Source organism: Bordetella bronchialis, assembly GCF_001676705.1.
Lineage (GTDB): Bacteria > Pseudomonadota > Gammaproteobacteria > Burkholderiales > Burkholderiaceae_B > Bordetella_C > Bordetella_C bronchialis.
Window position 1 is genome coordinate 3,595,584 of the sequence record NZ_CP016170.1, and the last position, 23,142, is coordinate 3,618,725.

Here is a 23,142-nt window from a genome sequence, read left to right on the forward strand (position 1 = left end):
ACCAAAGGCCCGGCCGGAACGAACTACCGGATGGACCGCGGGCGACGAACGCCGGTCGGTACCGAAGACGCAATAGACAGTGGAAAACCTTGAAGCGGGGCGCGCATGCGGATCAGAAGGATGTCTTTCGGGCGCCTGTTGGGTGTCGGCTTTACCGTCGTCGTCATGCTGGGGTGCGCGGCGTCGGTCCTGGCACGGCACTACCTGAGCGCCATCGAAGGCAACGTCAACCTGCTGGCCAACGTGCCCATCGACAACCTGATCTATGTGCAGCAGATCAAGGACGGCATAGGCGTCCGCGCGCAGATCGTGCGCGACATGCTGCTGGAGACGGACCCGGACGCCCTCGCCCGGATGACCGGGCATCAGGCCGACCTGGGCCGGCAGGCAGCCGCCGCCGCGGCACAGCTTGCAGACCGGGCAATCGACACGCAAGGCGCCGAATTCGTGCAGCGCCTGAATGCCGCCCGGCCGGCATACGACAACCTCTTGGCGAAAGCCATGGAATATGCAGGCCGGCGCGACATTCCCGCCACGACCGGCGTGCTGCTGCGGGACATGCCCACAGTGCAGGCGAACTACCTGAACGTCCTTAACGAGATGGCGGCCTACCAGCAGGATCAGGCGCTTGCCGTCGCCGGGGAAACGGCCTCGATGGTGGCCCTGGCCGTGCGCATCATGACGGTCCTGGCACTGTTCTCCGCCCTCTTCGGCGCCGCCGTCGCCATCGGCATCATCCGCACGGTGCTACGCCAGTTGGGAGGCGAACCCGCTTACGCCGCCGCCATGGCCAGGCAGATCGCGGACGGCGACCTGTCGCACCCGGTCCGCTTGCGTAACGGCGACGATTCCAGCCTGCTCGCGCACATGGAGTCGATGCGGCGCAAGCTGGCCACCATTGTCGATCGCGTCCGCCGCGGCAGCGAATCCATCTCCGCGGGGGCGGCGCAGCTGGCTGCCGGCAACGCGGATCTCAGCCAGCGCACCGCCGCGCAGGCCGGCAGCCTGGAGGAGACCGCCTCGGCGATGGAGCAGATGGCATCCACGGTACGCCAGAATGCCGATACGGTCCGCAAGACTTCGTCGCTTGCCGTCCAGGCCAGCGACGCTGCCGGCAAAGGCGGCGAAGCCGTGATGGAGGTGGTACGCACCATGGACGACATCACGGCCAGTTCGCGCAAGATCGGCGACATCATCGGCATCATCGACTCGATCGCCTTCCAGACCAACATCCTGGCACTGAATGCCGCGGTGGAGGCCGCCCGGGCGGGCGAACAAGGACGGGGATTCGCGGTGGTCGCCAGCGAGGTCCGTACGTTGGCGCAGCGCTCCGCGCAAGCGGCACGCGAGATCGCCGATCTCGTCCGCGAAAGCGTGGAGCAGGTCCGGAACGGCAGTCAGACCGTGGGCCGCGCGGGCGCCACGATCGACGATGTGGTCCAACAGGTCCGCAACGTGACCGCCCTGATCGGCGAGATCGGCACCGCGACACGGGAACAGGAACAAGGCATCGGCCAGGTCGGTCTTGCGGTGACGCAATTGGACCAGGTCACGCAAAGCAATGCCGCGCTGGTCGAACAATCGGCCGCCGCGGCCGATAGCCTGAATGCGCAAGCGGCGCAGTTGGTAGGCCTGGTCGGCGCTTTCCAGTTGGCGCCGCATGGCACGGATGCGGTCCGGCATTCCGATCTAGCGTCTCCCGCGGCGGCGGCAGCCGGCAATGTGAGCCTGCCGGCCGCCACGGCCGCGACGGCCATCTGACGGCCAAGGCCGCCTGCCTCACGACGCCGTGCTCGCCAGCTCGACCACGAAATCGAGAAATGCCCGGGTTTTGGCCGGCAGGTGATGCCGCGACGGATAGTAGGCATAGAACGGATACCTCTCTTCCATCCAGTCGGGAAAGAGATTGACCAGACGCCCGTCGGCAATCAGGTGTTCCGCACCCAGCAGCAGCATCTGGGCAATCCCGGAACCCGCCAGGCAGGCATTGAACAGGGCGTTGGGGTCGTTGACCGTCAATCGCCCGCGAACGTCGACCGCGATGCGCTTGCGCCCGCGATGGAACTCCCAGATAAAGGGCTTGCCGGTTTCGGGATTGCGGAACTCCAGGCAGCGGTGCTTCCGGTTCTGCAGGTCCTCGGGCTTCGCAGGACGTCCCCGACGCGCGATGTACTCCGGCGAGGCGACCGTTACGACACGGGTATCGAATAGTTTGCGCGCGATCAAGGTCGACGCCTTGGGATTGCCGAAGCGCAAAGCCAGGTCGAAACCCTCCATGACGAGATCGCCCAGGTTATCCCGGGCGATGAATTCGATCTCCAGGCCGGGGTGCGCGTCCAGGAAGTCGTCAAGCCGCCTTCCCAGGATGATCCGGTAGAACACAGGGTCGATATTTATCCTGAGCTTCCCCTGCACCGCCGACGCTCCCCCGGCGGCGACCGCGGCGGCGTCCTCCAGCCCGGCAAGGTGCGGCATGACGTGCTCGTAGAAGCGGCGCCCTTCTTCCGTCAGCGAAACCGAGCGCGTCGTCCGGTTGAACAGCCGGATCTTCAGTTTCTTCTCCAGCCGGGCTATCGCCCGGCTGACGCCAGGGGGCGATATTCCCATCGTCTCTGCCGCGCCGGCGAAAGTGCCGGCGTCGACGACGGCGGCAAAGACGCTGATGCCGCCAAACAGATTCTGGTTCTTGGATGTCATGCGCGTTCCTGTATACGGCCGATCGCCAGCCGGGTACGGCAGCAGAAGCCGCATCGCACCGCGGCCGGCGCCCCGGGATAGCGACTCCCCCACCCTCGATTAATGACTATATGTTATCTGTCTGATGACATTGCTGACATTTTTCTTTGCCTTGTCCTGCGACAAAGTACGCCTCACCCAAGAATTTCGCGCCGCAAGGAGTTGGAAAATGACAGATCGATTGAAACGCCGGGACCTGCTCAAGGGAGCGTCCGGCCTGCTCGCCGCGGCAACGCTGGGCGGGTTCACGAGCCCGGACACCCAGGCGGCACCCGCGAGTCCGCCAGCAAATGCGCCAGGAAATCGCCATCGCGCGGGGGGATCGATCGATCAGCACCTGCAGCGGGCTGTCGAGGACGGGACGGTAGCCGGCGTGGTGGCGATGGCCGCCACGGACCGCGGCGTGGTGTACGAAGGCGCCCGCGGACAAGGAAGCCCCGGCGCCGACATCGGCCCCGACACGATCTTCTGGCTCCTGTCGATGACCAAGGCGATTACCGCCACCGCCTGCATGCAACTGGTCGAGCAGGGCAAGCTGCGGCTGGACCAAGCCGCCGGCGACATCCTGCCCGAGCTAAAGTCGCGCCAAATCCTGGAGGGATTCGACAGTGCGGGCCGTCCAAGGCTACGTCCCGCGCGCAATGCGATCACGGTTCGCCATCTCCTGACGCATACGTCCGGCTTCACCTACAGCATCTGGAGCGATCGGCTCAGCCAGTACGAGAAAGTCACGGGCTTGCCCGACATCGGTTACTCGCTGAACGGCGCATTCGCGGCACCGCTGGAATTCGAGCCCGGCGAACGCTGGCAGTACGGCATCGGCATGGACTGGGTCGGCAAGCTCGTAGAGGCGGTCACCGACCAGTCGCTGGAGATCTACTTCCGCGAACAGATCTTCCAGCCCCTGGGGATGCGCAATACGGGCTTCCTGATCGGCAGTGCGCAAAAACGGCGTGTTGCCACCATGCACAGACGTGGGGCCGACGGTGCCCTGGCAGCGGAACCGTTCGAGATCAACCAGCGTCCGGAGTTCTTCATGGGCGGCGGTGGATTGTTCAGCACACCGCGGGATTACATGGCCTTCCTGCAGATGTTGTTGAACGGCGGGGTATATCGCGGCGAGCGCATCCTGCGCCCGGAAACCGTAGCCGCGATGTTCCGCAATCACATCGGCGATCTGCGGGTCACGGAAATGAAGACGGCCCAGCCGTCGTGGTCGAACAGCTTCGATCAATTCCCGGGGGCACTTCATAAGTGGGGATTGTCGTTCGATATCAATATGCAGCCCGGCCCGCACGGCCGGAGCGCGGGCAGCGCAAGCTGGGCCGGTTTGCTGAATACCTATTTCTGGGTGGATCCGGCCAAACGGGTTGCGGGATCGCTCTTTACGCAAACACTCCCTTTCTACGATGCCCGCATCGTGGATCTCTACGGGAAATTCGAGCAGGCCGTCTATGCGGGCCTGCAGCGCGCCTGATCGACCGGTGGGCAGCCTATGGCGTCGCCCTCATCGCCGAACCGGCGTCATCCATGACTTCTATACGGACGAGGAAAAAGCAATGTATGCAATCACGGGAATTACGGGCAAAGTCGGCGGCGCATTGGCGCGCACGCTCCTGGCGGCAGGCCAGCCGGTACGCGCGGTAGTACGCGACATCGGACGAGCGGGCACCTGGGCCGCGCGCGGCTGCGAAGTCGCAACGGCTCATATGGATGACGCGCCATCGCTGGCTGCCGCATTCCGCGGCGCCCAGGGGGTTTTCATCCTGCCCCCTTCAGAGTTCGACCCGGCTCCAGGATTTCCCGAAGCCCGGGCGGTCATCGACGCCGTCTCGGCGGCGCTCCTGCAAGCACGCCCCGGCAAAGTCGTGTGCTTGTCCACCATCGGCGCGCAGGCCGCCGAAAGCAATCTGCTCAGCCAACGCACCCTGATGGAACAGGCCTTGCGCAAGATGCCGATGCCGGTCACCTTCCTGCGGCCTGGGTGGTTCATGGAGAATGCCGCGTGGGACGTTGCCTCCGCGCGGGATGACGGCATCGTCTCCAGTTTTCTTCAGCCGCTCGACAAAGCCTTCCCGATGGTGGCCACCGAGGACGTCGGCCGCGTCGCGGCCGAACTGCTCCAGCAAACCTGGCATGGCGTGCGCGTCGTCGAGCTCGAAGGACCGCGTCGGATCAGCCCCAAGGACATCGCCTCCGCCTTCGCGCGCGTCCTGCATCGCCCCGTCCAGGCCCGGGCCGTGGACCGGCAAACCTGGGAGGCGTTGTTTCTGTCGCAAGGCATGAAGTACCCGCTGCCACGGATGCGCATGCTGGATGGCTTCAACGAGGGCTGGATCGATTTCGAGAATCGCCCGGATGATGTCATTCGCGGTCAGGTCGAGCTGGACACGGTATTGGCTGCCCTCGTCTCGCAACAGGCTTGAGGACACGGGCCCCGCGGGCACACAAGGCCGGGGGCCCGCTTGGCGCCGCTCACGCGCCCACACACCAGGACTTTTTCATGGAATACAGCACTCTCGGCAGGACCGGCTTGCGCGTCTCAAGGCTCAGCCTTGGCGCAATGACCTTCGGCGCGGGCTCTGGAATCTGGGCCAACATTGCGGGATTGGACACCGATCAGGCGACCCGGCTGGTCGCGGCGGCATTGGAGCGTGGCGTCAATCTGATCGACACGGCGGATGTTTATTCCCAGGGTTGCTCCGAGACCATTGTGGGACAGGCGCTCAAGTCGCTGAACCTCGACGAAGGCCAAATGCTGGTCGCGACCAAGGTTCGCTTGCGTACGGGCCCTGGCCATAACGACGTCGGGTTGGGTCGCTCACATATCATGCGGTCGGTGGAGACGAGCCTGAAACGGATAGGCCGGGATCACATCGACCTGTTCCAGCTGCATGACCGCGACGCCCTGGTGCCTCTGGAGGAAACGCTTCGTGCGCTGGACGACCTGGTTACCCAGGGCAAGGTCCGCCACATAGGCGCGTGCAACTTCAGTGCCGCCGACCTGGAGCGGGCCGCAGGTATCACCTCGCGTACGGATCGCGTACCGATCGCCAGCAATCAAGTGCATTACTCGTTGACGAGCCGCGATATCGAGCACGAGATCATGCCCGTCGCGGCGGCGCACGGGACAGGCCTGCTCGTATGGAGCCCGCTCGCGGGCGGCTACCTGAGCGGCAAATACCGCCACAACGACGACGCGAACGGCCGCCGTGCGAAGCTGGACTTTCCTCCTGTGGACGGCGTCAGGGGCGAGGCGATTCTCGCCGTAGTTCGCGAAGTCGCCAGTGAACTGCAGGCGACGCCAGCGCAGGTCGCATTGGCCTGGCTGCTGGCCCGCGCGCAGATTACCTCCGTCATCGTGGGGGCGCGCACGCCCGAACAGCTCGCGCTGAACCTGGCCGCCCAGGATCTCCAGCTGACCGCCGGGCAGCTCACCCGGCTCGACAACGTGTCCGAGACAACGGCCCCCTACCCTTACTGGATGCAGCGCTTCCATGACCGGGACCGCATCCAGGTATAGCGACGCCATGGGGCCATGGCCACCGGTCGGCGCGTGTCAAGCCGCGCCAGCCAGCCCCGCCGCGAAGTCGCGGTACGAGTGCAGCGGGCGCCCGAGGATAGCGGTGAGTCGCTCGACATCGCCGGGCTCCGGGATCATCCCGTCGCTCACGAAGCGTTCAGCCATCAGGCGCATCTCATAGGCCATCCACTTCGGCATGATGCTGGCCATGTTCTGCTCGAACGCGGTGGGATCGTCGCCGCCGTAGGTGACCGCGCGGCCAAGGACCTGCGACCATATGCCGGCCAACTGGTGCCCCGTCAGCACGTCAGGCCCCACAAGGTTGATGACCTCGACAGGCAGACTGCCGGGCGCGCGATGGCGGCGGATCAGCTCCAGGGCCGCGACTTCCGCGATGTCCCGAGCGTCGACCATGGCGACCCCTTTGCCGCCTATGGGCATCGGATATACGCCATGGTCGACGATGACGTCCCTGATCATGCGGTCGTTATCCATGAAGTAGGCCGGGCGCAGGATAGTGGCGCTGAACCCCATCTGTTCAATCATCCGCTCGGCCCCCGACTTCACCGCGAAGTGCGGCACGTTAACGAAGCGATCGGCATGGATGACCGACTGATAGACCACGCGATCGACGCCGCACTCCCGCGCGATGTTCAGCGTGATGAGGGCCTGGGTGAATTCATCGCCGGCCACGGCGTTCAGCAGGAACAAGGTGCGGACGCCCGCGAACGCCGTGCGCAGCGTATCGATATCGAGCATATCGCCTTGCGCGATCTCCACGCTGGCCGGGAAATCGGCCTTCGACGGATCCCGCACCAGCACGCGCACGTCGGCGGCGCGGTTGGCAAGTTGGTGGACGACTTGGCGGCCTATGCGGCCGGTGGCGCCCGTAACGAGGATGGTCATGATGTTCACTCCATGGTGAGGTTAGGCAGGCCTCCAGGTTAGGGGTATCACTGGCGATCCGGAAGATGGTATAAATAGACTCGATGTCTCACTGGTGGAACACGTGGACCTCCTGGCCCTTGCGGATTTCAATCTCGTCGCCCGGCATGGCAGCTTCGGCAAGGCCGCGCGCGCCGCGGATCGTCCCAAGGCGACGCTCTCCCGCCGGGTCACGGAACTGGAAAACAGCCTGCAGCTGCGGCTGTTCGAACGGGGGTCTCGCGGGTTGAGGCTCACCCAGGAAGGGCGTGCGCTTTACGAACGGACCGGCGCGCTGCTTACCGAACTGGGCGAGAGCGTCGCCACCATCGCATCGGGAGGCGACCAGCCGCGCGGGCCGCTGCGCATCAGCGCGCCGGCGCTTTTCTCGCAGCTCGCAATGGGCCGTCTGGTGGCCACGTTCGCGCTCCAGTATCCAGACGTCCACCTCGAAGTCACGACGGAAGATCGGCCCGTGGACATGATCGAGGAAGGCTATGACCTGGTGATCCGGGTCAATCCCCACCGGGACGAAAACCTGGTCGGGCGGGTGCTGCTGCGCGACCGGCTGACCGTCGTGGCCGCGCCGGGGCTGGCGCGGCCGACGGCCGGATCCAGCGTCCCGGCGATCCTTCGCGCGGGGGATGACCGAACCGTGGCGTGGGAGATCGCCAGCGAGAAACGGAAATCGCGCATATCGATCAGGCCGGTTGCCCGGCTATCGTCCCTGGTCATGGTGCGCGATACGGTTCGTCTGGGCGTGGGCGCCGCGTGCCTGCCCCTGTCGCTCGTCAGCCACGACATCGCTGCCGGCAGGCTCGTGCGCTGGGGCGATGTAGCCGCCCCGGAGATCACGCTATGGGCGCTTTATCCTTCCAGGCGCTTGCTCAGCGCACGCGTTTCGGCGTTCCTCGATCACCTCAAGCAGGCATTTCCCTTGGGGACGCCGGAAGAACTGGCGGCATACATCGCGCCTGAGCGCTGAGATCGCCGGAAACGCAGGCAATCGACGGGATCCGGGAACTTCACCGACAGCGTCTCCATTACCGCAAACGCGAGCGAAGGTAATGCTCGACATCGGTCGTCTCATACCCATTCCGGACATTGAAGGTGGCGGACTTGTCCCACCACATCCCGTCGCCACGGGCGAATACGGCGCGATAACGCACCATCACATCATCCGGCGCGGCCGCCAGATCGGCGCGCAATTTGTCCAGGGTCCATACGGTTTTCTCGAACGTCTCCCCGGTGACACGCTCGATAACCGCCGCCAGCGCTCCATATGAGATCGTGTCCCCGGCCACGTAGACGACCTGGTTGGCGATCCGCGGCTCGGCTAACAGGATTTCCGCGGTCAGCCGGCCTATGTCCTCCGGCGTTGTGACGGTCAGCTTGGTCTCCCAGCTGCCCAGGCCGTGTATCGTCCTGCGCGCCAGATCGACAACGCCGAAGGCCGGCTCGAACAGGAAGCTGGTGAACATGCCCGTCGAGATAATCACCCATTCGGTCGCATCCTGGGCGCGCAGCAATTGCCTGATTTCATATTGTTCGTCGAACAGGGGCTGGCCGCTGCCACGGCCGACGATGTCGTAATCCACGCCAAACTGCCATGGGAAGTACCGCCGCACGCCCGCCGCCAGGGCCGCGCGGGCGATCTTCAGTTGCGTCCCCGGGCCGGCAATGAAGCCGGTGCAGCTCAATACAGTGTCGTATTGTTCGAAGAGTGTCTTCAGCGCTTCTTCATCGGACGCCAGATCGAAGCCGACCACATCCACGCCCATTTGGAAAAGCTCGGCCAGGCGCGGGTCATCCTGCCGCGATGGCCCGGCCACGGTATCGCGCGATACCAGCACCGTGATCGAAGCGTGCCGCTGTCTCATGCGCGGGGCGAGCGCGCGCAGCACCGACATTCCAAGCTCCCCCGCCCCCAGCACAAGCACATCCCGCCGAACAGAATTTCGCTGCGTCATGATATTGATTCCTTCCTGATTTCGATGTAATCGGGCATCCCCCGGGACATATAGCCGGATAGCCGCCGGCCATCTCCGCCGCACCCTTCGCGACTGCAACGACGTGACGGGGGTTACCACCCTGTAGACAAGCCTTATCTTGCCCCAACTGACGCAACGAATAGCGCGAAGCAAAGGAAGTTCATAATTCGAATTAATGCAATAATCGACGCAGTGATTCACAAAGCGAGGCGGATTGCATGGATAAGCTGCATGCCATGGAGACCTTCATTCGCGTGGTCGAGGCCGGCAGCTTCAAGAAGGCGGCCGACACCATGCATGTGCTTCCATCCACCGTGACCCGCACCATCAAGGAGCTGGAGTCGCACCTGGGAACGCGGCTGTTGAACAGGACGACACGCGCTTTGAGCCTTACCGATGCCGGGCTGCGCTACTACGACAGTTGCAAGGCAATCCTGTCCGATATGCAAGCGGCGGAAAGCATGGTGGTGCAATCGACCGGGGCGCTGCGCGGGGCCATCCGGGTCGGCACCACACCATCCCTGGCCAAGAACTTCCTTATCCCGGCGCTCCCGGAATTCCGCGAACGCTACCCCGGAATAGCCGTGCATTTCCAGCTGGAGGATGCCACCGTGGACATCGTCCAGCGCGGACTGGATTGCGTCATCCGAGCAGGCGAACCTCCGGTGTCGCGGCTCGTTGCGCGGCCCATAGGCCGGTTCCACTGGTACGTGTGTGCGTCACCGCAGTATCTGGAAAAGCATGGCAGGCCCACCACCCTGGCGGCGCTCAAGCGGCACGTCGCCGTAGGCTACGTTCATAGTCAATCGGGCCGTTCACACCGGTGGCTCTTCCAGCAAGGCGGGAACGTGGTCACCTTGCCCATGCCGGAGCAGGTCAGCGTCGATGACACGGATACCTATGTGTCTGCCGGCGTAGCGGGCCTGGGGCTGATCCGCGTCGCAAGCTATATGGCCCGTCCGCATATCGAGGCTGGCCGCCTGGTCAGGGTGTTGGCGGATATCGAATCGCCGCCGGAACCGGTATCCATCCTCTATCCGCAGAGCCGCCACCTGGCGCCGGCCATCCGCGCTTTCATCGACTGGTGCACCGAGGTCATCGGGAAGGCCGCGTCCGACTGGTGAATACGCGGACCTGAGCCCGCGGATGCGCGGGCTCAGGCCATGGCGACGCGGTGCTGCTCAGCCGGCGTCCACTGCGCGAACCGCCATTCTTTCCAGGAACTCGTCTCCCGAGATTTCCGGAAGCGTGCGCCTGGCCTCTTGGAAATAGCGCTTTTCGCCCCAGAGAAGCGCGTCGCCGATCATGAAGAACCGGTGTTTCGCGCGTGTAAGCGCCACGTTAAGGATGTTCGGCTTGCCGGCAGCCCACGAGACGGCACCCTCGCCCTCGATATCGCAACCCAGCACCATCCAGACGATGCGCTCTTCCTTGCCCTGAAACGTATGGACGGTACCGATGTTCTCGTTGCACCACTTGCCAAGATCGCTCTTCGACAAAGTACCGATGCCCTGTCCTTTCCACGCGCCGATATCGGAAAGGCGCTCCAGCAAAGCCTGCTTGATGCGCTTGAAAGGGGAAATGATATATAGAGGCGGCAGCTTGCCCTTGCTTTGGTAAAGACGCATGACAGCCTGGGCCACGAGTTCGACCTGGGCTGGCACGACATGCCGGCCCAGGGTCGCGCCAGGCTCATGCACCCAGGCACTGGCGCCCAGGTCATAACCATTCGCCGGGGGAACGGTGCTATCCAGGCCGAAGATCATCTTGTTTTCGTAGGCAATGGCATTGGCAATCTGGAACATCGGGTCCGCGCACCGGCGGTGCACCCGCAAAGGGCTACCCAACCACTCGGGCTCGTCTTCCCTTCCCGCGACCCACGCACCACAAGCATTGCCGGCATCCGCGAGATTCTGGACGGACACTTTATGCGGCATGACGCGCATATCCTCCGGCAAGGCCGAAGACTGGGCCAGCGCTTCGATCAGCTTCACCGGTACGGTGAAGACCGGCTCTATCTGCAGCGGATCGCCGACGACGACGGCGCGCCGCGCACGCCACAATGCGCCGACCGCCGCCTGGGGAACCGCTTGGCCGGCTTCATCTATGAATAGCCAACCGAGTGAGCCGGCGCCCAGCTCCTTGAACTGCGAGGCGATGGACGCAAAGGTGCTGGATACGACAGGGACGATCATGAACAGGCTTTGCCAGAGCGCCAAGGCGTGCTCAGGCGTGGTCAGGGGCATCCCCTGCAAGAGATCACGCATCGCATAGAGATTCGGCTGAAAACCGCCGCCCTTGGCGGTGACTTCGGCCAGCCAGGCCTCATGCAAGGTCAGCGCGGCGGCGAACAACCGCGATCGCAGCGCGTTCAATCCGGCGTCGTACCAGATACCCTGTTTCTGCCACGGCGGCGCTTCGATGTCGCCTGCCTTCTCCGGCATCGCCGCGTCCGGGAAAACTCCTTGCAGCTCGAGATGTTCGGCCGATTTGGCGCGCCATTCCGCGGCACGTGCGTCAAGCGCTTGCCGGGCGAGCTCCACGGTCGCGCTCGCCTGAGCCACCTCCGGTTCCGCCGCAGCCTTGCGCGAGTCGAGGACGAGTTTCTCCTGCAGGCAGGTTCGCTGGGCCGCCCGGTTCTCATGCAGCGCATCGAGATACGCTTGGTATTTCTGGCGGAAAGGGTTACTCCAGAAAGGCGTCGAGGGGATTTTGCCGAACAGCGCGGTCCACTTCGACGGCACCGGTATAAGCCGTTCGATGTCCTTCAGCGTAGCGAGCCTTTCGTGGCAAATGCCCACGGCCCTGTCGACCTCCGCCAACCGCGCCCGTGCTTGTTCGAGAACAGCCTGCGCATTCGCCAGTCGCTGCGCCTGTTCGAGTACGTACGTGCTCTCGGTCTGTCCGGCCAACTCGGCCGCAAGGACAGACAGTCGCGCCAACTTGCCCTGTCTCTCGCGGACTTCTTCGTCCAGTCCGATGAAAACCGCCTTTGCCGCCGCAAAGCCCAAGCCTCGATAGCTATCGCGCCATTCCCAAAAGGAGTGATGGCGCAAAGGGTCATACCCTTTAGGCCTGGGGGCGTCCTTCGGCTGGTCCTTCTTGATGACGGGAAAGAAGAACCGCTGCACGAACTTGCGGCGGTTGCCGCGTTTGCCCAAGGCACATGAGATCAGGCCCCATGGCGTATCGTCCGGTCCCAGCTCGGTGAAGTCCCCGCGGCCGGTCTGCGCCGCCATCCGGGTCGCCACGGTCTGAAGATATGTGTGCCGGGGTTTCCCATCCTTCTCACGCCACGCGGTCTGCGCCGGTGCATCCCAGTCCATGGAACCCAGCGATTTCGCCTTGGGAATATCCTCGGAAATATTGTTGACGGCGGCATTGTTCGACGATGCGACTACCATCTCGAAGCCTGTCAGCTCGGGCTTCAGCACAGCGATGGACCAGGAAGCGGAACTGCCTTCGAACTCCACGCGAGGTTTCCGGCCGGTTTGGAATGCCTCTCCGGCCGAGCCGAAACTGGCCAGAATACGTGCACGCCTGGTGATGTTTTCCGCGAAGATATCGCGAAGCAGTGTCGTTTTCCCGGTTCCCGGCGGGCCGTTGACCGAAAACAATCCTCCATCGGACAGGCAGGAAAAAATGCGGTTGATGGCAAACTGCTGCATCAGGCTCATCGCGTGGCGCGGCTCGTCCAGCCAACGCGCCGGCGGCGTGTTGCCAGGATCCAAGTCGGCGACGATACGCCGATGACCCGCCGGCGAATACAGATCGATGCGTTGTTCCGGCGGCAGCGGCGTCAAATAGGCGTCCAGCGCTCCGGTTGTCCGGCCTTGCCGCAGTGAATCGATCGTTCGTTCAATATCTTTTATATAGAAGCTATTGAGAATGTCGATTCCGATTTCATCCGGGCTGCTATCTTCGTCCTCGTCTTCGTCCGCCCCCGGGGATGCCTCCTCCGGCGCGGCCTTGCTATCGGCTGCGGTTCTCTTGCCGACGACGGCGCGGACGACGGCCACTGCAGCATCGGTATCGCCGGGCTCGAACCCTGCCCAGTCGCGGAAGACATCCAGCAATTTCTCGATGTCGGCCCGGGTCAGCGGCAGGACCTCTTGCGAGGACTCCGACGCCGCATCGGCACTTTGTCGTCGCGCCTGGAAGTTCCGCAAATCGTCCTGAAGCCGCTTGAGGCTCGCCTGGAACGCATCGAAACTCAGGCCGCCCAGGCCTTGCCGCGAGATCGCGCCCAAGGCCCACGGTACCGTCGACACCGAAACCTGGTCGAGCTGCGGTTCGCCCGCCGCGTTCAGCCATACCTTGGCGAAACAGGTTTCCCCTTCGAGCTCTCCCCGCTCTTCCTGATCTATCCGGATCGCTTCGGCGTCGAGGCTTCCGATAAGGCGTTCGGTAACCGTGGCAAGAACGCTTTTATCGAAAACCCCCAGATATAGCTCGAAGCCACGCACCGCCTTTTCTTCCGGCACCCTGGCGACTTGCCATAAGTCGCCGGAGGACGCCGGAGCAATCGCCTGGAGTTCAGCCGCGGTGATGTACTTCACGCTCCATTCCGCGCCCTTCGCTTGAAGCACCTGCCCGCGCAAATCGAACGGAATGAAGAATTCAACCTTGTGCCAGAACGCCAGGACCGGGATATGCCGGTTATCGGACGAAGCATTCAATCTGGATATCCTCCCACTTGGCGGGGAGGATACCACCGTGAATACCGCCTATTCCCTACTGCCCCGCGACCGCCATGGCACGATCCCGCTTGAATCCCGGGTCGCTGAATGTGCCTGTCAGCTTGCCGTAATCCGTGGTCGCTACACGCTGTAGACGACCTTCAATAGACCGACGGGGTCAACCCGAGGACGTCGCCGACGATAGGGGCGACCGCAGGACTTTTCGCAATGTGATCAGAGTCAGGTCGTCCCGCAGCGGCACGCCGACGCTTGGATCATCGTAAGGAAAGCGCTCGATCTCTCCGGTTCTTTCATAGCCTCGCCGTTCGTACCAGGCGATCAGGCTGTCTCGAACGTCGATGACCGAGATCTTTACGGAAGCCGCGCCCCGTTCGCCGACGAAGGCTTCGGCGCCGGCCATGATGGACTTGCCTATGCCGTCAGCCTGGAACGCCGGACTGACCGCCAACATCGACAGATACCACTCCTCGTCATCCATGGGGCGAACCGCGACACATCCCTGGATCCGATGCGAGTCCGGGTCTCTTGTGACCAGGATTGTCGTCCGCCCTTCTTGGATCATCTTGGCCAGCGCGGAACGGTCAATGCGAGGTCCCTCTATCAGTCCCGCTTCGGTCGTCCAACCGCCGGACGCGGCGCTGCGATAGGCATCGTTGACAAGCTCGACCAAGCTGTCGACCTCATTGGCAGTGGAAATCGTCAGTCGCATGCAAGCCTTCCTTAGGAGCCGTCCATCGATACGATTATGCCAGCCCACGACATCGCTGGAACGAAGCGCAACGGGTCTGCGCGCAAAGTCGAAGACGGGCCAGCAGCACGTCGTCACAGGTGGGCTGGCAAGGCTCTTCGCAGCATGACCCGGCTCGGCAAGGATCAGTCGAACTTGACCACGTCCTTGAAGATCAGGTGGCCCCAGTTTCTGCCGCGCGCATGCACCAGCAGTCCGCCCTCGCAAAGCCTGCCGAGTTGGATGGGCGCGAAACCCAGCTTTTCCGCAAGCGCGGCAATCTCCGACGCGGCGCCGTCATCGTCGCTCGCCAGGAAAACGACCCTCCTTCCCCCGTGTACGTCCGGGTCCTGGTCCAGGGCCGCGGCGACCAGATGGTTGAAGCCCTTGACCAGCCGGGCTCCGGTGAACGCCTTCGCGACGAAAGCAGAGGACGGCAGACCGCCCAATTCGTCGAGCGACGCCTGCGTGTTCATCGCGTCGATGACAGTCTTTCCCTTCCAGTCGGGCAGTGCTTTCGCGACCTCCGCATGCGACTCGAAGCGGACTGCCAAGAAGATGATGTCCGCCTTGACGGCTTCCGCCAGGGTCTTGGGAATGATCGTGGGTCCGATCGCGGCCGCGTCGGCCGCGAAGCTAGGTGGCTCGCGCGTGGTTGCAACGGCCACTTCGATGCCGTGGCGGGCAAAGGCCTTGGCCAATGCGCGGCCGATCTTGCCGAAGCCAATGATTGCGTAACTCATGTGTTTGTCCTCGTTGTCCGGCGTGGTCAGAGCTTGTAACCGCCGCTCGCTTCCATCGCCAGACGTTCCGCGGTGGCGCTGCCAATGCCGCGTGACGCCCTGGTAAGGAGAGCCGTGTTGCCCTTTAGTGATCGCGCCATTTGATATTGCTTTTCAGAGCTGTGCCAAGCCACCGTCAACGGCGACCTCGCTGGCGGTCATGAAGCTGCTATCCGGCGACGCCAGAAAGGCAGCCACCGCGCCGATCTCCGCCGGATCGGCCATGCGCTGGAGCGGCGTCATCGCGCCGTAGGCCTTCTGGCCCGCTTCGCCCAGCGCCTCCTTGGCCAGTTCGGTCGCCGTTGCGCCGGGCGACAGCACATTGACCCGGATGCCGGTGCCCTTCAGGTCCTCCGCCCAGGTCCGGGCAAGGTTGCGCACCGCCGCCTTGCTCGCGCTGTAGGCCGTGAATCCCGGGGCTCCCGTGGTGCCGGCGCTAGATCCGGTCAGGATGATCGAACCGCCTGGGCCCATCAATGGCAGCGCTTTCTGCACCGTAAAGATCGTGCCCTTCACGTTGGTATCGAAGGTGTCGTCGATGTGCGCGGCGGTGATCTGGGCGAGCGGAAGCGGACTTCCCGTCCCGGCGTTGGCGAATACGATATCCAGGCTTCCGCGCTCGGCCTCCACCGCCGCGTACAGCCGATCGAGATCGGCCGGCTCGGAGACCGAGCCCTTCACCGCCCGGGCATGGGGCCCGAGGGCGGCCACGGCGGCATCGAGGGCGCCCTGCCGGCGGCCGAAGATAAAGACAAAAGCGCCCTCCTCGATGAAGCGCTGTGCCGCAGCCAGGCCGATGCCCGTAGCGCCGCCGGTGATGACGGCGGTCTTTCCATTCAGTCTGTTCATGTCATGTGCTCTTTCGGTGGCGTTGCCCGCCAGCTGGAGAAATGCCGCATGGCGCGGTAATATGTGGATCACCGATCCAGATAAGGACTATATGGATCACTGATCCATTTGTCAAGACAAGCCATGCGAGCTGACGCCCAAAAAAATCGCAGCCAAATCCTTACCGTCGCGCGTGACGTCGTCGCCGAGCATGGCGCAGAGGCGTCGATGCGCGATATCGCTCGCCGCGCCGGTGTAGGCCTGGCCACGCTGCTACGCCACTTCCCGACGCGAGAAGCCCTGTTCGAGGCCTTGCTGTGCACCCAGCTGGATGCACTGACGCAGAAGGCGGACGAACTCGAGACCTCGGCTTCGGCGGACGAAGCACTTCTCGCCTGGTTTCGTGATTTGGTGGTATTCACGCAAAGCTATAGGGGCGTTGTGGCCATGATGGCGGCCGCCCATACCAACCCGGACTCCGCGCTTTACGCTTCATGCGCCGCGGTGCACTCGGCAGGCGCGCGGCTGCTGCTGCGTGCCCAGGAAAAAGGAATGGCACGCGCCGACATGAACGGGGACGACCTGTTCGCCCTGATAACGGCGCTGGGCTGGGCGGTTGACCAACCCTCATTCGCGTCGCGGGCCGACCATCTCGTTCACCTCATTACGAGCGCCATCCTGACCGGTCGGTCCATGAGCGGGACCAAGGGCCGTTCTTCGGCCCAAAGGTAGGAATTGGGGCCGGTTTTTCCCAGGAAGTGCCCTACCCCGCTTGCCGCGGACCCATGTGCCGCGCACCAGACACTTGGCGATCGCCAACGCGCCGAGTCGGAGCAGGCAAGCCTTATGCGTCAATCCATCCGAAGAGGAATCCTGGCCTTGGGCAACGAAGCCAGGAACAAGACCAGGCAAACGCAAAGAAGCACGATGTCTTTATAGAGAAACTCGCCGGTCAGGTTCCACGCTATGGGATCCGTGGAAAAGCTCCATTTCACGACGCCCGGCGTCGTGAAGAAGAAGGACCAGGTGATGGCGAAGGTGCCTACCCCCATCAGCGCGCCCAATGCTGACAGCCAGGGAGAGAACGCCCCCAAAGCCAGTAGCGCGGCCGTCGTCAGCTCTATAGAACCCAACAGATAGGCTTCGCCGCGGATACCGAAGATCTGCAGCCATGAAACGAAGGGGCTGTTCACAATGAACTGGGCAATGCCTTGCGCAGACTGCGGGGTGAACTTCTGGATGCCAAACGATATGAATATCAGCACCATCACCCAACGCAGGATCGCAAGCGGCCAATACAGGCCCGCCCCCTTCTCCGCAACGTTGAACTCTTTCAGCATATAAGGCCTCCGGGAAAGTGGGTCATACAACCCTTCTTCGTTCCGGATCGCGGCGCGGTTACGTGCGCAGATGCAACAGTTTTCGGCGTGACCGGCGCCGCCAGTGCTCGCCGGTAACGCGACTCTCCATGCTGACGGGCGTCGAGCGTACCGCCATTTCGGCCATCCCAGCATTCATTGGGCAGATTGGGAGGAACAGAACCACTGCTAGAATGGCGTGTCGGAAAAGGCAGACTTGGTTTGGTAAGCCCAAGTCCTTTCGGAAACGAAAGCTCTGTCTCCTGCCATCGCAAGAGACCCCACGACGAACACCCGATGCCGTTTGGGCATCCCATGTTCGTCCGTGTGGCTCCTCACCTTGATGGCAGCGCTCCGGTCGAACATCGACAAAGGAGCGCTCCATGCAAACCCTTCCCCATACACCCCGTACTGCGCTGATCACGGGCGTCAGCCGTTCTCGGGGCCTCGGCTTCGCGGTTGCCACGCAGCTCGCCGAACTGAACCATCACGTCATCCTGACGGCAAGGGACAAGAGCCAGGCGGAACAATTTGCCGTGCAATTGCGCGAAACAGGCCGTGAAGCGACGGCCCTGCGTCTCGATCTGGCCGATCGATCCAGCATCCACGAAGCAGTCAGCCACCTCGCTCGAACGATCGGCCATCTGGACGTGCTGGTGAACAACGCCAGCACCATGCCCGACTTCAATACACGCTCGGTGCTGGAGGTCGATTTCGATGACGTTCAATCAGCGTTTCAGGTTGATGTAATCGGTTGTTGGTGCCTGACCCAGGCCCTGCTTCCGCTACTGCGCCGGGCACCGGCGGCGCGCATCGTCAATGTTTCAAGCGGCGGGGCACGGCGGATCGGAAGCTGCAAGCCGGGGCCCGTCCATTCTCCGGCCCATTCGCTTGCCAAGTACACGCTCGACGCCCTGACGGCGACCCTGGCCACGGCGCTTGCCGATACGCCGATTCTCGTCAACGCCGTCGATCCAGGATCGGTCGCCACCCATCCCGAACGAGGCGACGACGCAGACGACCTGCCTCCCGCCGAAGCCGCCAAGGGCATTGTCCGGGCCGCAACGCTGAGTGCCGATGGCCCCACGGGCGGGATCTTCAGGGATGACCACCCCTTGCGAATAATTTCGCAATGAACAAAGCCCTGGTCGTCATCTTCGCTACCATCGCACTCGATGCGGTCGGGATTGGCCTGATCTTTCCGATCCTGCCGCGTCTGATCGAGGACGTGACCCACGCCGCGAATGTTGCCTCCTACGTCGGCGTTCTCGCCGCGCTTTACGCAGCGATGCAGTTTTTCTCCGCGCCTGTCCTCGGTTCCTTGAGCGACCGGCTGGGCCGCCGGCCCGTGCTGCTGATCTCTCTGGGAGGCGCGGCCGTCAACTATGTATTGATGGCGTTCGCGCCGTCGCTGGGGCTGCTGATCGTCGGCCGTGCCGTGGCCGGGCTCACCAGCGCCACCATCTGGGTCGCAGCGGCCTACATCACCGACATCTCGCCCGATGAGTTGCGGGCGAAACGCTTTGGCTCTTCAACGCCATGTTCGGCATTGGCTTCATCCTCGGACCGGTTCTAGGCGGTACCCTCGGCGATTACGGGCTGCGGCTACCGTTCATCGCTGCTGCGGTACTCAATGCGGGCAACGTGCTGCTGGCGCTGTTCCTGTTGCCGGAATCCCACACGCCCAGCCGCGAGAAGATCGACCTAGCCACACTCGATCCGCTGCGTCCCTTGCGCATGGCGTTCGCGATGAAGCCGCTGATGCCCGTGGTTGCCGTCTTTTTCATCCTGAGCGCGACCGGCGAGGTGTACGGCACCTGCTGGGCATTGTGGGGCAATGACGTGTTCCAGTGGAACGGCCGATGGATCGGTCTTTCGCTGGGCACCTTCGGCGTATGCCAGACGTTGGCGCAAGCGTTCCTACCGGGCCGGGCCGTACAACGGCTGGGAGAGCGCGGCGCCGTGCTGGTCGGCATCGCCGGTGCGTGTGCCGCACTGATGGTCATGGCCTGCACCACGCAGGGCTGGGTGGTGTTCGCCATTATGCCGGTCGTCGCGCTCGCGGGTCTGGGCACGCCTGCCTTGCAATCGCTTGCAAGCCGCCTCGTCGACGAAAGCCAACAAGGCCAGTTTCAAGGCGTGCTGGCGTCCGTAATGAGCCTGGCGTCCATCGCCGGGCCGCTGGTGTTTTCGAGCGTCTATTTCCTCGTTCGAGAGCGGTGGCCGGGGGCCATCTGGCTGGCGGCCTTGATCGTCAACGCGATGGTCGTGCCGCTCGTATTCGGCTTGCGATTCAGTGCCGCGAGGAATCCTGCCGCAAATCAGTCAGATGCCCGCGATCGCGGCATCTGAGCGCCGTGCACGCGCAAGGCTACAGTTCGCTCAGGAACTCCCTAACCACGGCTACGCAATGATCGAAGCTGGGCGTGTACTCCAGCGTGGCGATGGCCTCGAACGCGGCGCGCAAGCTGGCATGCGGCGCTCGGATCTGGGACAGGAATGCCTTCCGATGGCGTAGAAGGAATGGTGTCGCTGCCAGAAGCTGCTGAGGCTCGCGCTCGATGACGAGCGCAAAGTCGAAGAGATCGCGCGCCGTGACCCGATCGCCACGGTGGTACATCTTCTTTGCAATGATTTCAGCGGCGGTCTCTACTTTCACTGAGCAACCGCTGAGATCCCAGATGTCCCAAGCGTCGTCCAGAAGATTGGGAGCCGCCACGAAATCGACCTCGCCCTCCTCGAACTGGAGTTTGACGAAGGCACCCGGTTGCTCAGTGTAGTCCTGCGTCAATTCCGCGGCTGTGTCGCTCAAACGGGGTGAGACGAAACCGAGGTACTGCGGGTCAGGCACGAAGATGTCGATGTCTTTGCTCAGCCGATGCCGGTAACGAAACATCAGCACCGTTCCGCCGCCCAGCGTCCAGAACGGGTCTGCGATGCCGCCATACCGTTTGATCTCGTCAATCAGCGCCAGCGCCCGCGGGAACAGCTTCTCCCAGGGACCGCTGGGCAATGCTCCGGATTTCATGCCCACAGCGTCCGGCGGTGCACCGACAACGATCCAGCCAACTTCGCCACATTACGCCAGACTTGCTTTGGCGACTGGTGTGTATGCGAGGCAGCCTCCTCCACAGCCATCACGACGACAGGCACGGGCGCCTCATCCAGCAAATGCGTCATGTGCGGAGCAAAGGAAGCAGGCACTTCACCACTCGCCAGGGCTTGCTCCAGCATCTCGGGCGCCAGTTCTTGCGCATAGCTGACACTGGCGGTCTTGGCCGCCATCCACAGTCCGCGCTTCTTCCGCCGCGCTTGGGTATCCAGCTTAGGACTGTCCAGGCCCAGCACAGCCATGACCTGCCCCACCCGGTTGACACCCAGATCGCTCAAGGTGCCGTTCTCCAGGCCTACCAGCGTCTGACGAGACAGGCCGCTCAGGTGCGCCAACTGCGCTTGGGACAGGCCCAGCTCAGAGCGCCGGGTCCGCACGGCATGGCCGATATCGATGAGGTTCATGGCAGGCAGAAACCGAGAAGTGTCTGAAATTTTTGACATATTACGCCTCCCTGCCATGACCTGCAAGAGGCGGATCCGCCAGTCCGTACGAGGCGCTTCGCCGCCATGGCTCTCACGTGCGGAAGTGTCTGGGAACTCGCGCTTCTCGGCGCCCCGTTTGGGGCGAGGAGTAGCCATGAAACGGTCGAGATTCACCGACGAGCAGATCGCGTACGCGCTGCGCTTGGCCGAAGGCGGCACGCCCGTGGTCGACGTCTGTCGGCAGTTGGGTGTGTCCGAGGCGACCTTCTATACGCGGACGTTACGACGATTTTTCGATAGCTGGCGATAGCCCTCGAAGGACGTCAATTCACTCCCACTCAATCGTCGCGGGCGGCTTGCTGCTCACGTCATACACGACCCGATTGATCCCCCGCACTTCATTGATGATCCGCGAGCTGACCTTGGCCAGCAAGGGATACGGCAAGGGCGCCCAATCCGCGGTCATGAAATCCGAGGTCTGCACGGCGCGCAGCGCGACGACGTAGTCGTAGGTCCGCCCATCCCCCATCACCCCCACCGACTTCACGGGCAGGAACACGGCGAAGGCCTGCGAAGTGAGGTCGTACCAGGACTTGCCGCTTACCGGATCCAGGGTGCTGCGCAGTTCTTCGATGAAAATCGCATCGGCGCGGCGCAGCAGGTCGGCATACTCGGTCTTGACCTCTCCCAGGATGCGCACGCCCAAACCCGGACCCGGGAAAGGATGGCGATACACCATGCCGTGCGGCAGGCCCAGCGCCACGCCCAGCTCGCGCACTTCGTCCTTGAACAGTTCGCGCAGCGGTTCCAGCAGCTTCAGGTTCAGCGTTTCCGGCAAGCCGCCCACGTTATGGTGCGATTTGATCGCCACTGCCTTGCCCGTCTTGGCGCCGGCAGACTCGATGACGTCCGGATAGATCGTGCCCTGCGCCAGCCATTTCGCGGCCTTCAGCTTGCCGGCCTCGGCCTGGAAGACTTCGACGAATTCGCGGCCGATGATCTTGCGCTTGGCTTCCGGGTCGGACACGCCGGCCAGCTTGCCCATGAACTGCTCGCTGGCATCGATGTGCAGGATCTTCACGCCCATGTTTTCGGCGAAGGTCTGCATGACCTGCTTGCCTTCGTCCAGGCGCAGCAGGCCGTGGTCGACGAAGACGCAGGTCAGCTGGTCGCCGATGGCCTTGTGGATCAGGGCCGCGGCCACGGAGGAATCGACGCCGCCGGACAGACCCAGGATGACCTCGTCGTCGCCGACCTGCTCGCGAATGCGTTGCACCGCCTCGGACACGTAGTCGGGCATGTTCCAGTCGCCCTGGCAGCCGCAGATCTCGCGAACGAAACGTTCCAGCAGCGCCTTGCCCTGGATGGTGTGCGTGACTTCGGGGTGGAACTGGACGCCGTAGAAGCCGCGCGCCTCGTCGGCCATGCCGGCGATGGGGCAGGACGGCGTGGAGGCCATCAGCTTGAAGCCCGGCGGCAGCTGCGTAACCTTGTCGCCGTGGCTCATCCAGACCTTGAGCATGCCGTAGCCTTCCGGCGTGGTGAAGTCCTCGATATCGGTCAGCAGGCGGGTATGGCCGTGGGCGCGAACCTCGGCATAGCCGAATTCGCGATGATCGGACCACTCTACCTTGCCGCCCAATTGCTGCGCCATGCTTTGCATGCCGTAGCAGATGCCGAGCACCGGCACGCCTACCTCGAAGACGGCGTGCGGCACGCGCAGCGAGCCTTCTTCGTAGGCGGATGCATGGCTGCCGGACAGGACGATGCCCTTCAGGCCCTGCGCCACCTGCGCACGCACGAAATCGTCGCCGACGTCGCCAGGATGGATTTCGCAGTACACGCCGGTCTCGCGCACGCGACGGGCGATAAGCTGGGTGACCTGTGAACCGTAATCGAGGATGAGAATGCGCTGGTGCATGGTTGGCTCTGGTAATGGGCCGGGGCCCTTCAGTCTGGAATCTGGCGCCTGTCGAACTCCGATATCAGGCGCAGGCCCTTCAACACTGATATCTGGCGCAGCCACCGGATCTGCT

The 23,142-nt window shown here is 63.4% G+C and carries 21 protein-coding genes and 1 pseudogene; 11 read left to right on the plus strand and 11 right to left on the minus strand.

The window, feature by feature from the left end; translation table 11 throughout:
- Positions 1–120: 120 nt before the first annotated feature.
- Positions 121–1,761, plus strand: a complete 1,641-nt coding sequence (locus BAU06_RS15860) for a methyl-accepting chemotaxis protein (RefSeq protein ID WP_197509313.1) — start codon at positions 121–123, stop codon at positions 1,759–1,761.
- An 18-nt stretch (positions 1,762–1,779) separates the two neighbouring features.
- Here BAU06_RS15860 and BAU06_RS15865 read toward each other — a convergent pair whose 3' ends face one another.
- Entirely contained in the window at positions 1,780–2,697 is a 918-nt protein-coding gene (locus BAU06_RS15865; RefSeq protein ID WP_066351611.1) for a LysR family transcriptional regulator, read from the minus strand.
- Between the two features lie 208 nt (positions 2,698–2,905).
- On the opposite strand from BAU06_RS15865, the gene BAU06_RS15870 reads away from it, so the two are divergent.
- The 3 genes from BAU06_RS15870 to BAU06_RS15880 all read left to right on the plus strand — a co-directional run bounded on the left by BAU06_RS15870 (position 2,906) and on the right by BAU06_RS15880 (position 6,259).
- The gene (locus BAU06_RS15870) at positions 2,906–4,213 is read left to right on the plus strand and encodes a serine hydrolase domain-containing protein (RefSeq protein ID WP_066351619.1); all 1,308 of its coding nucleotides are present in this window, start codon (positions 2,906–2,908) and stop codon (positions 4,211–4,213) included.
- A gap of 82 nt (positions 4,214–4,295) precedes the next feature.
- Positions 4,296–5,162, plus strand: coding sequence for an NmrA family NAD(P)-binding protein (locus BAU06_RS15875; protein ID WP_066351635.1), 867 nt, complete (start codon positions 4,296–4,298; stop codon positions 5,160–5,162).
- Positions 5,163–5,239: 77 nt separating this feature from the next.
- The gene (locus BAU06_RS15880) at positions 5,240–6,259 is read left to right on the plus strand and encodes an aldo/keto reductase (protein WP_066351647.1); all 1,020 of its coding nucleotides are present in this window, start codon (positions 5,240–5,242) and stop codon (positions 6,257–6,259) included.
- A 36-nt stretch (positions 6,260–6,295) separates the two neighbouring features.
- Here the strand turns inward: BAU06_RS15880 and BAU06_RS15885 are convergent, their stop codons facing one another.
- Positions 6,296–7,165: an SDR family oxidoreductase gene (locus tag BAU06_RS15885; RefSeq protein ID WP_066351654.1), complete on the minus strand. Its 870-nt coding sequence runs from the start codon at positions 7,163–7,165 to the stop codon at positions 6,296–6,298.
- Between the two features lie 103 nt (positions 7,166–7,268).
- On the opposite strand from BAU06_RS15885, the gene BAU06_RS15890 reads away from it, so the two are divergent.
- Positions 7,269–8,168, plus strand: coding sequence for a LysR family transcriptional regulator (locus tag BAU06_RS15890; protein ID WP_066359160.1), 900 nt, complete (start codon positions 7,269–7,271; stop codon positions 8,166–8,168).
- A 58-nt stretch (positions 8,169–8,226) separates the two neighbouring features.
- Here BAU06_RS15890 and BAU06_RS15895 read toward each other — a convergent pair whose 3' ends face one another.
- A complete protein-coding gene (locus BAU06_RS15895; protein WP_066351658.1) occupies positions 8,227–9,153 on the minus strand; it encodes an aromatic alcohol reductase in 927 nt (308 codons plus the stop codon).
- 239 nt (positions 9,154–9,392) lie between these two features.
- Here BAU06_RS15895 and BAU06_RS15900 point away from each other — a divergent pair, with 239 nt between their 5' ends.
- Positions 9,393–10,298, plus strand: coding sequence for a LysR family transcriptional regulator (locus tag BAU06_RS15900; RefSeq protein ID WP_066351662.1), 906 nt, complete (start codon positions 9,393–9,395; stop codon positions 10,296–10,298).
- 57 nt (positions 10,299–10,355) lie between these two features.
- Here BAU06_RS15900 and BAU06_RS15905 read toward each other — a convergent pair whose 3' ends face one another.
- The 4 genes from BAU06_RS15905 to BAU06_RS15920 all read right to left on the minus strand — a co-directional run bounded on the left by BAU06_RS15905 (position 10,356) and on the right by BAU06_RS15920 (position 16,232).
- Positions 10,356–13,853, minus strand: a complete 3,498-nt coding sequence (locus tag BAU06_RS15905) for a DEAD/DEAH box helicase (protein ID WP_082993720.1) — start codon at positions 13,851–13,853, stop codon at positions 10,356–10,358.
- Positions 13,854–14,031: 178 nt separating this feature from the next.
- Positions 14,032–14,583: a GNAT family N-acetyltransferase gene (locus tag BAU06_RS15910; RefSeq protein ID WP_066351666.1), complete on the minus strand. Its 552-nt coding sequence runs from the start codon at positions 14,581–14,583 to the stop codon at positions 14,032–14,034.
- A gap of 164 nt (positions 14,584–14,747) precedes the next feature.
- On the minus strand, positions 14,748–15,344 hold the full coding sequence (locus tag BAU06_RS15915) for an NADPH-dependent F420 reductase (RefSeq protein WP_066351673.1): 597 nt from the start codon (positions 15,342–15,344) through the stop codon (positions 14,748–14,750).
- 153 nt (positions 15,345–15,497) lie between these two features.
- Complete coding sequence (locus tag BAU06_RS15920; RefSeq protein WP_066351680.1) at positions 15,498–16,232, minus strand: SDR family NAD(P)-dependent oxidoreductase; 735 nt, start codon at positions 16,230–16,232, stop codon at positions 15,498–15,500.
- Positions 16,233–16,355: 123 nt separating this feature from the next.
- Between BAU06_RS15920 and BAU06_RS15925 the strand changes: the two genes are divergently transcribed.
- Positions 16,356–16,943, plus strand: a complete 588-nt coding sequence (locus BAU06_RS15925; RefSeq protein ID WP_066351686.1) for a TetR/AcrR family transcriptional regulator — start codon at positions 16,356–16,358, stop codon at positions 16,941–16,943.
- Between the two features lie 119 nt (positions 16,944–17,062).
- On the opposite strand, the gene BAU06_RS15930 is transcribed toward BAU06_RS15925, so the two are convergent.
- Entirely contained in the window at positions 17,063–17,551 is a 489-nt protein-coding gene (locus BAU06_RS15930; protein ID WP_066351696.1) for a DUF417 family protein, read from the minus strand.
- A 401-nt stretch (positions 17,552–17,952) separates the two neighbouring features.
- Here BAU06_RS15930 and BAU06_RS15935 point away from each other — a divergent pair, with 401 nt between their 5' ends.
- The 3 genes from BAU06_RS15935 to BAU06_RS15940 are packed head-to-tail and all read left to right on the plus strand — an operon-like array spanning position 17,953 to position 19,921.
- A complete protein-coding gene (locus tag BAU06_RS15935) occupies positions 17,953–18,705 on the plus strand; it encodes an SDR family NAD(P)-dependent oxidoreductase (protein WP_066351701.1) in 753 nt (250 codons plus the stop codon).
- Entirely contained in the window at positions 18,702–19,145 is a 444-nt protein-coding gene (locus BAU06_RS27095; RefSeq protein WP_231933888.1) for an MFS transporter, read from the plus strand. The genes BAU06_RS15935 and BAU06_RS27095 overlap by 4 nt, the downstream gene beginning before the upstream one ends.
- Positions 19,109–19,921 (plus strand): MFS transporter, encoded by an 813-nt coding sequence (locus tag BAU06_RS15940; RefSeq protein ID WP_231933889.1) that lies wholly within the window; start codon positions 19,109–19,111, stop codon positions 19,919–19,921. The genes BAU06_RS27095 and BAU06_RS15940 overlap by 37 nt, the downstream gene beginning before the upstream one ends.
- A gap of 19 nt (positions 19,922–19,940) precedes the next feature.
- Here the strand turns inward: BAU06_RS15940 and BAU06_RS15945 are convergent, their stop codons facing one another.
- Positions 19,941–20,597, minus strand: a complete 657-nt coding sequence (locus BAU06_RS15945) for a nucleotidyl transferase AbiEii/AbiGii toxin family protein (protein WP_066351707.1) — start codon at positions 20,595–20,597, stop codon at positions 19,941–19,943.
- A complete protein-coding gene (locus tag BAU06_RS15950) occupies positions 20,594–21,085 on the minus strand; it encodes a helix-turn-helix domain-containing protein (protein ID WP_066359167.1) in 492 nt (163 codons plus the stop codon). The genes BAU06_RS15945 and BAU06_RS15950 overlap by 4 nt, the downstream gene beginning before the upstream one ends.
- 175 nt (positions 21,086–21,260) lie before the next feature.
- Here BAU06_RS15950 and BAU06_RS26915 point away from each other — a divergent pair.
- Positions 21,261–21,377: pseudogene (locus BAU06_RS26915) on the plus strand (transposase); the annotation flags it as partial.
- 57 nt (positions 21,378–21,434) lie between these two features.
- On the opposite strand, the gene guaA reads toward BAU06_RS26915, so the two are convergent.
- A complete protein-coding gene (gene guaA / locus BAU06_RS15960) occupies positions 21,435–23,027 on the minus strand; it encodes a glutamine-hydrolyzing GMP synthase (RefSeq protein ID WP_066351722.1) in 1,593 nt (530 codons plus the stop codon).
- Positions 23,028–23,142 lie beyond the last annotated feature (115 nt).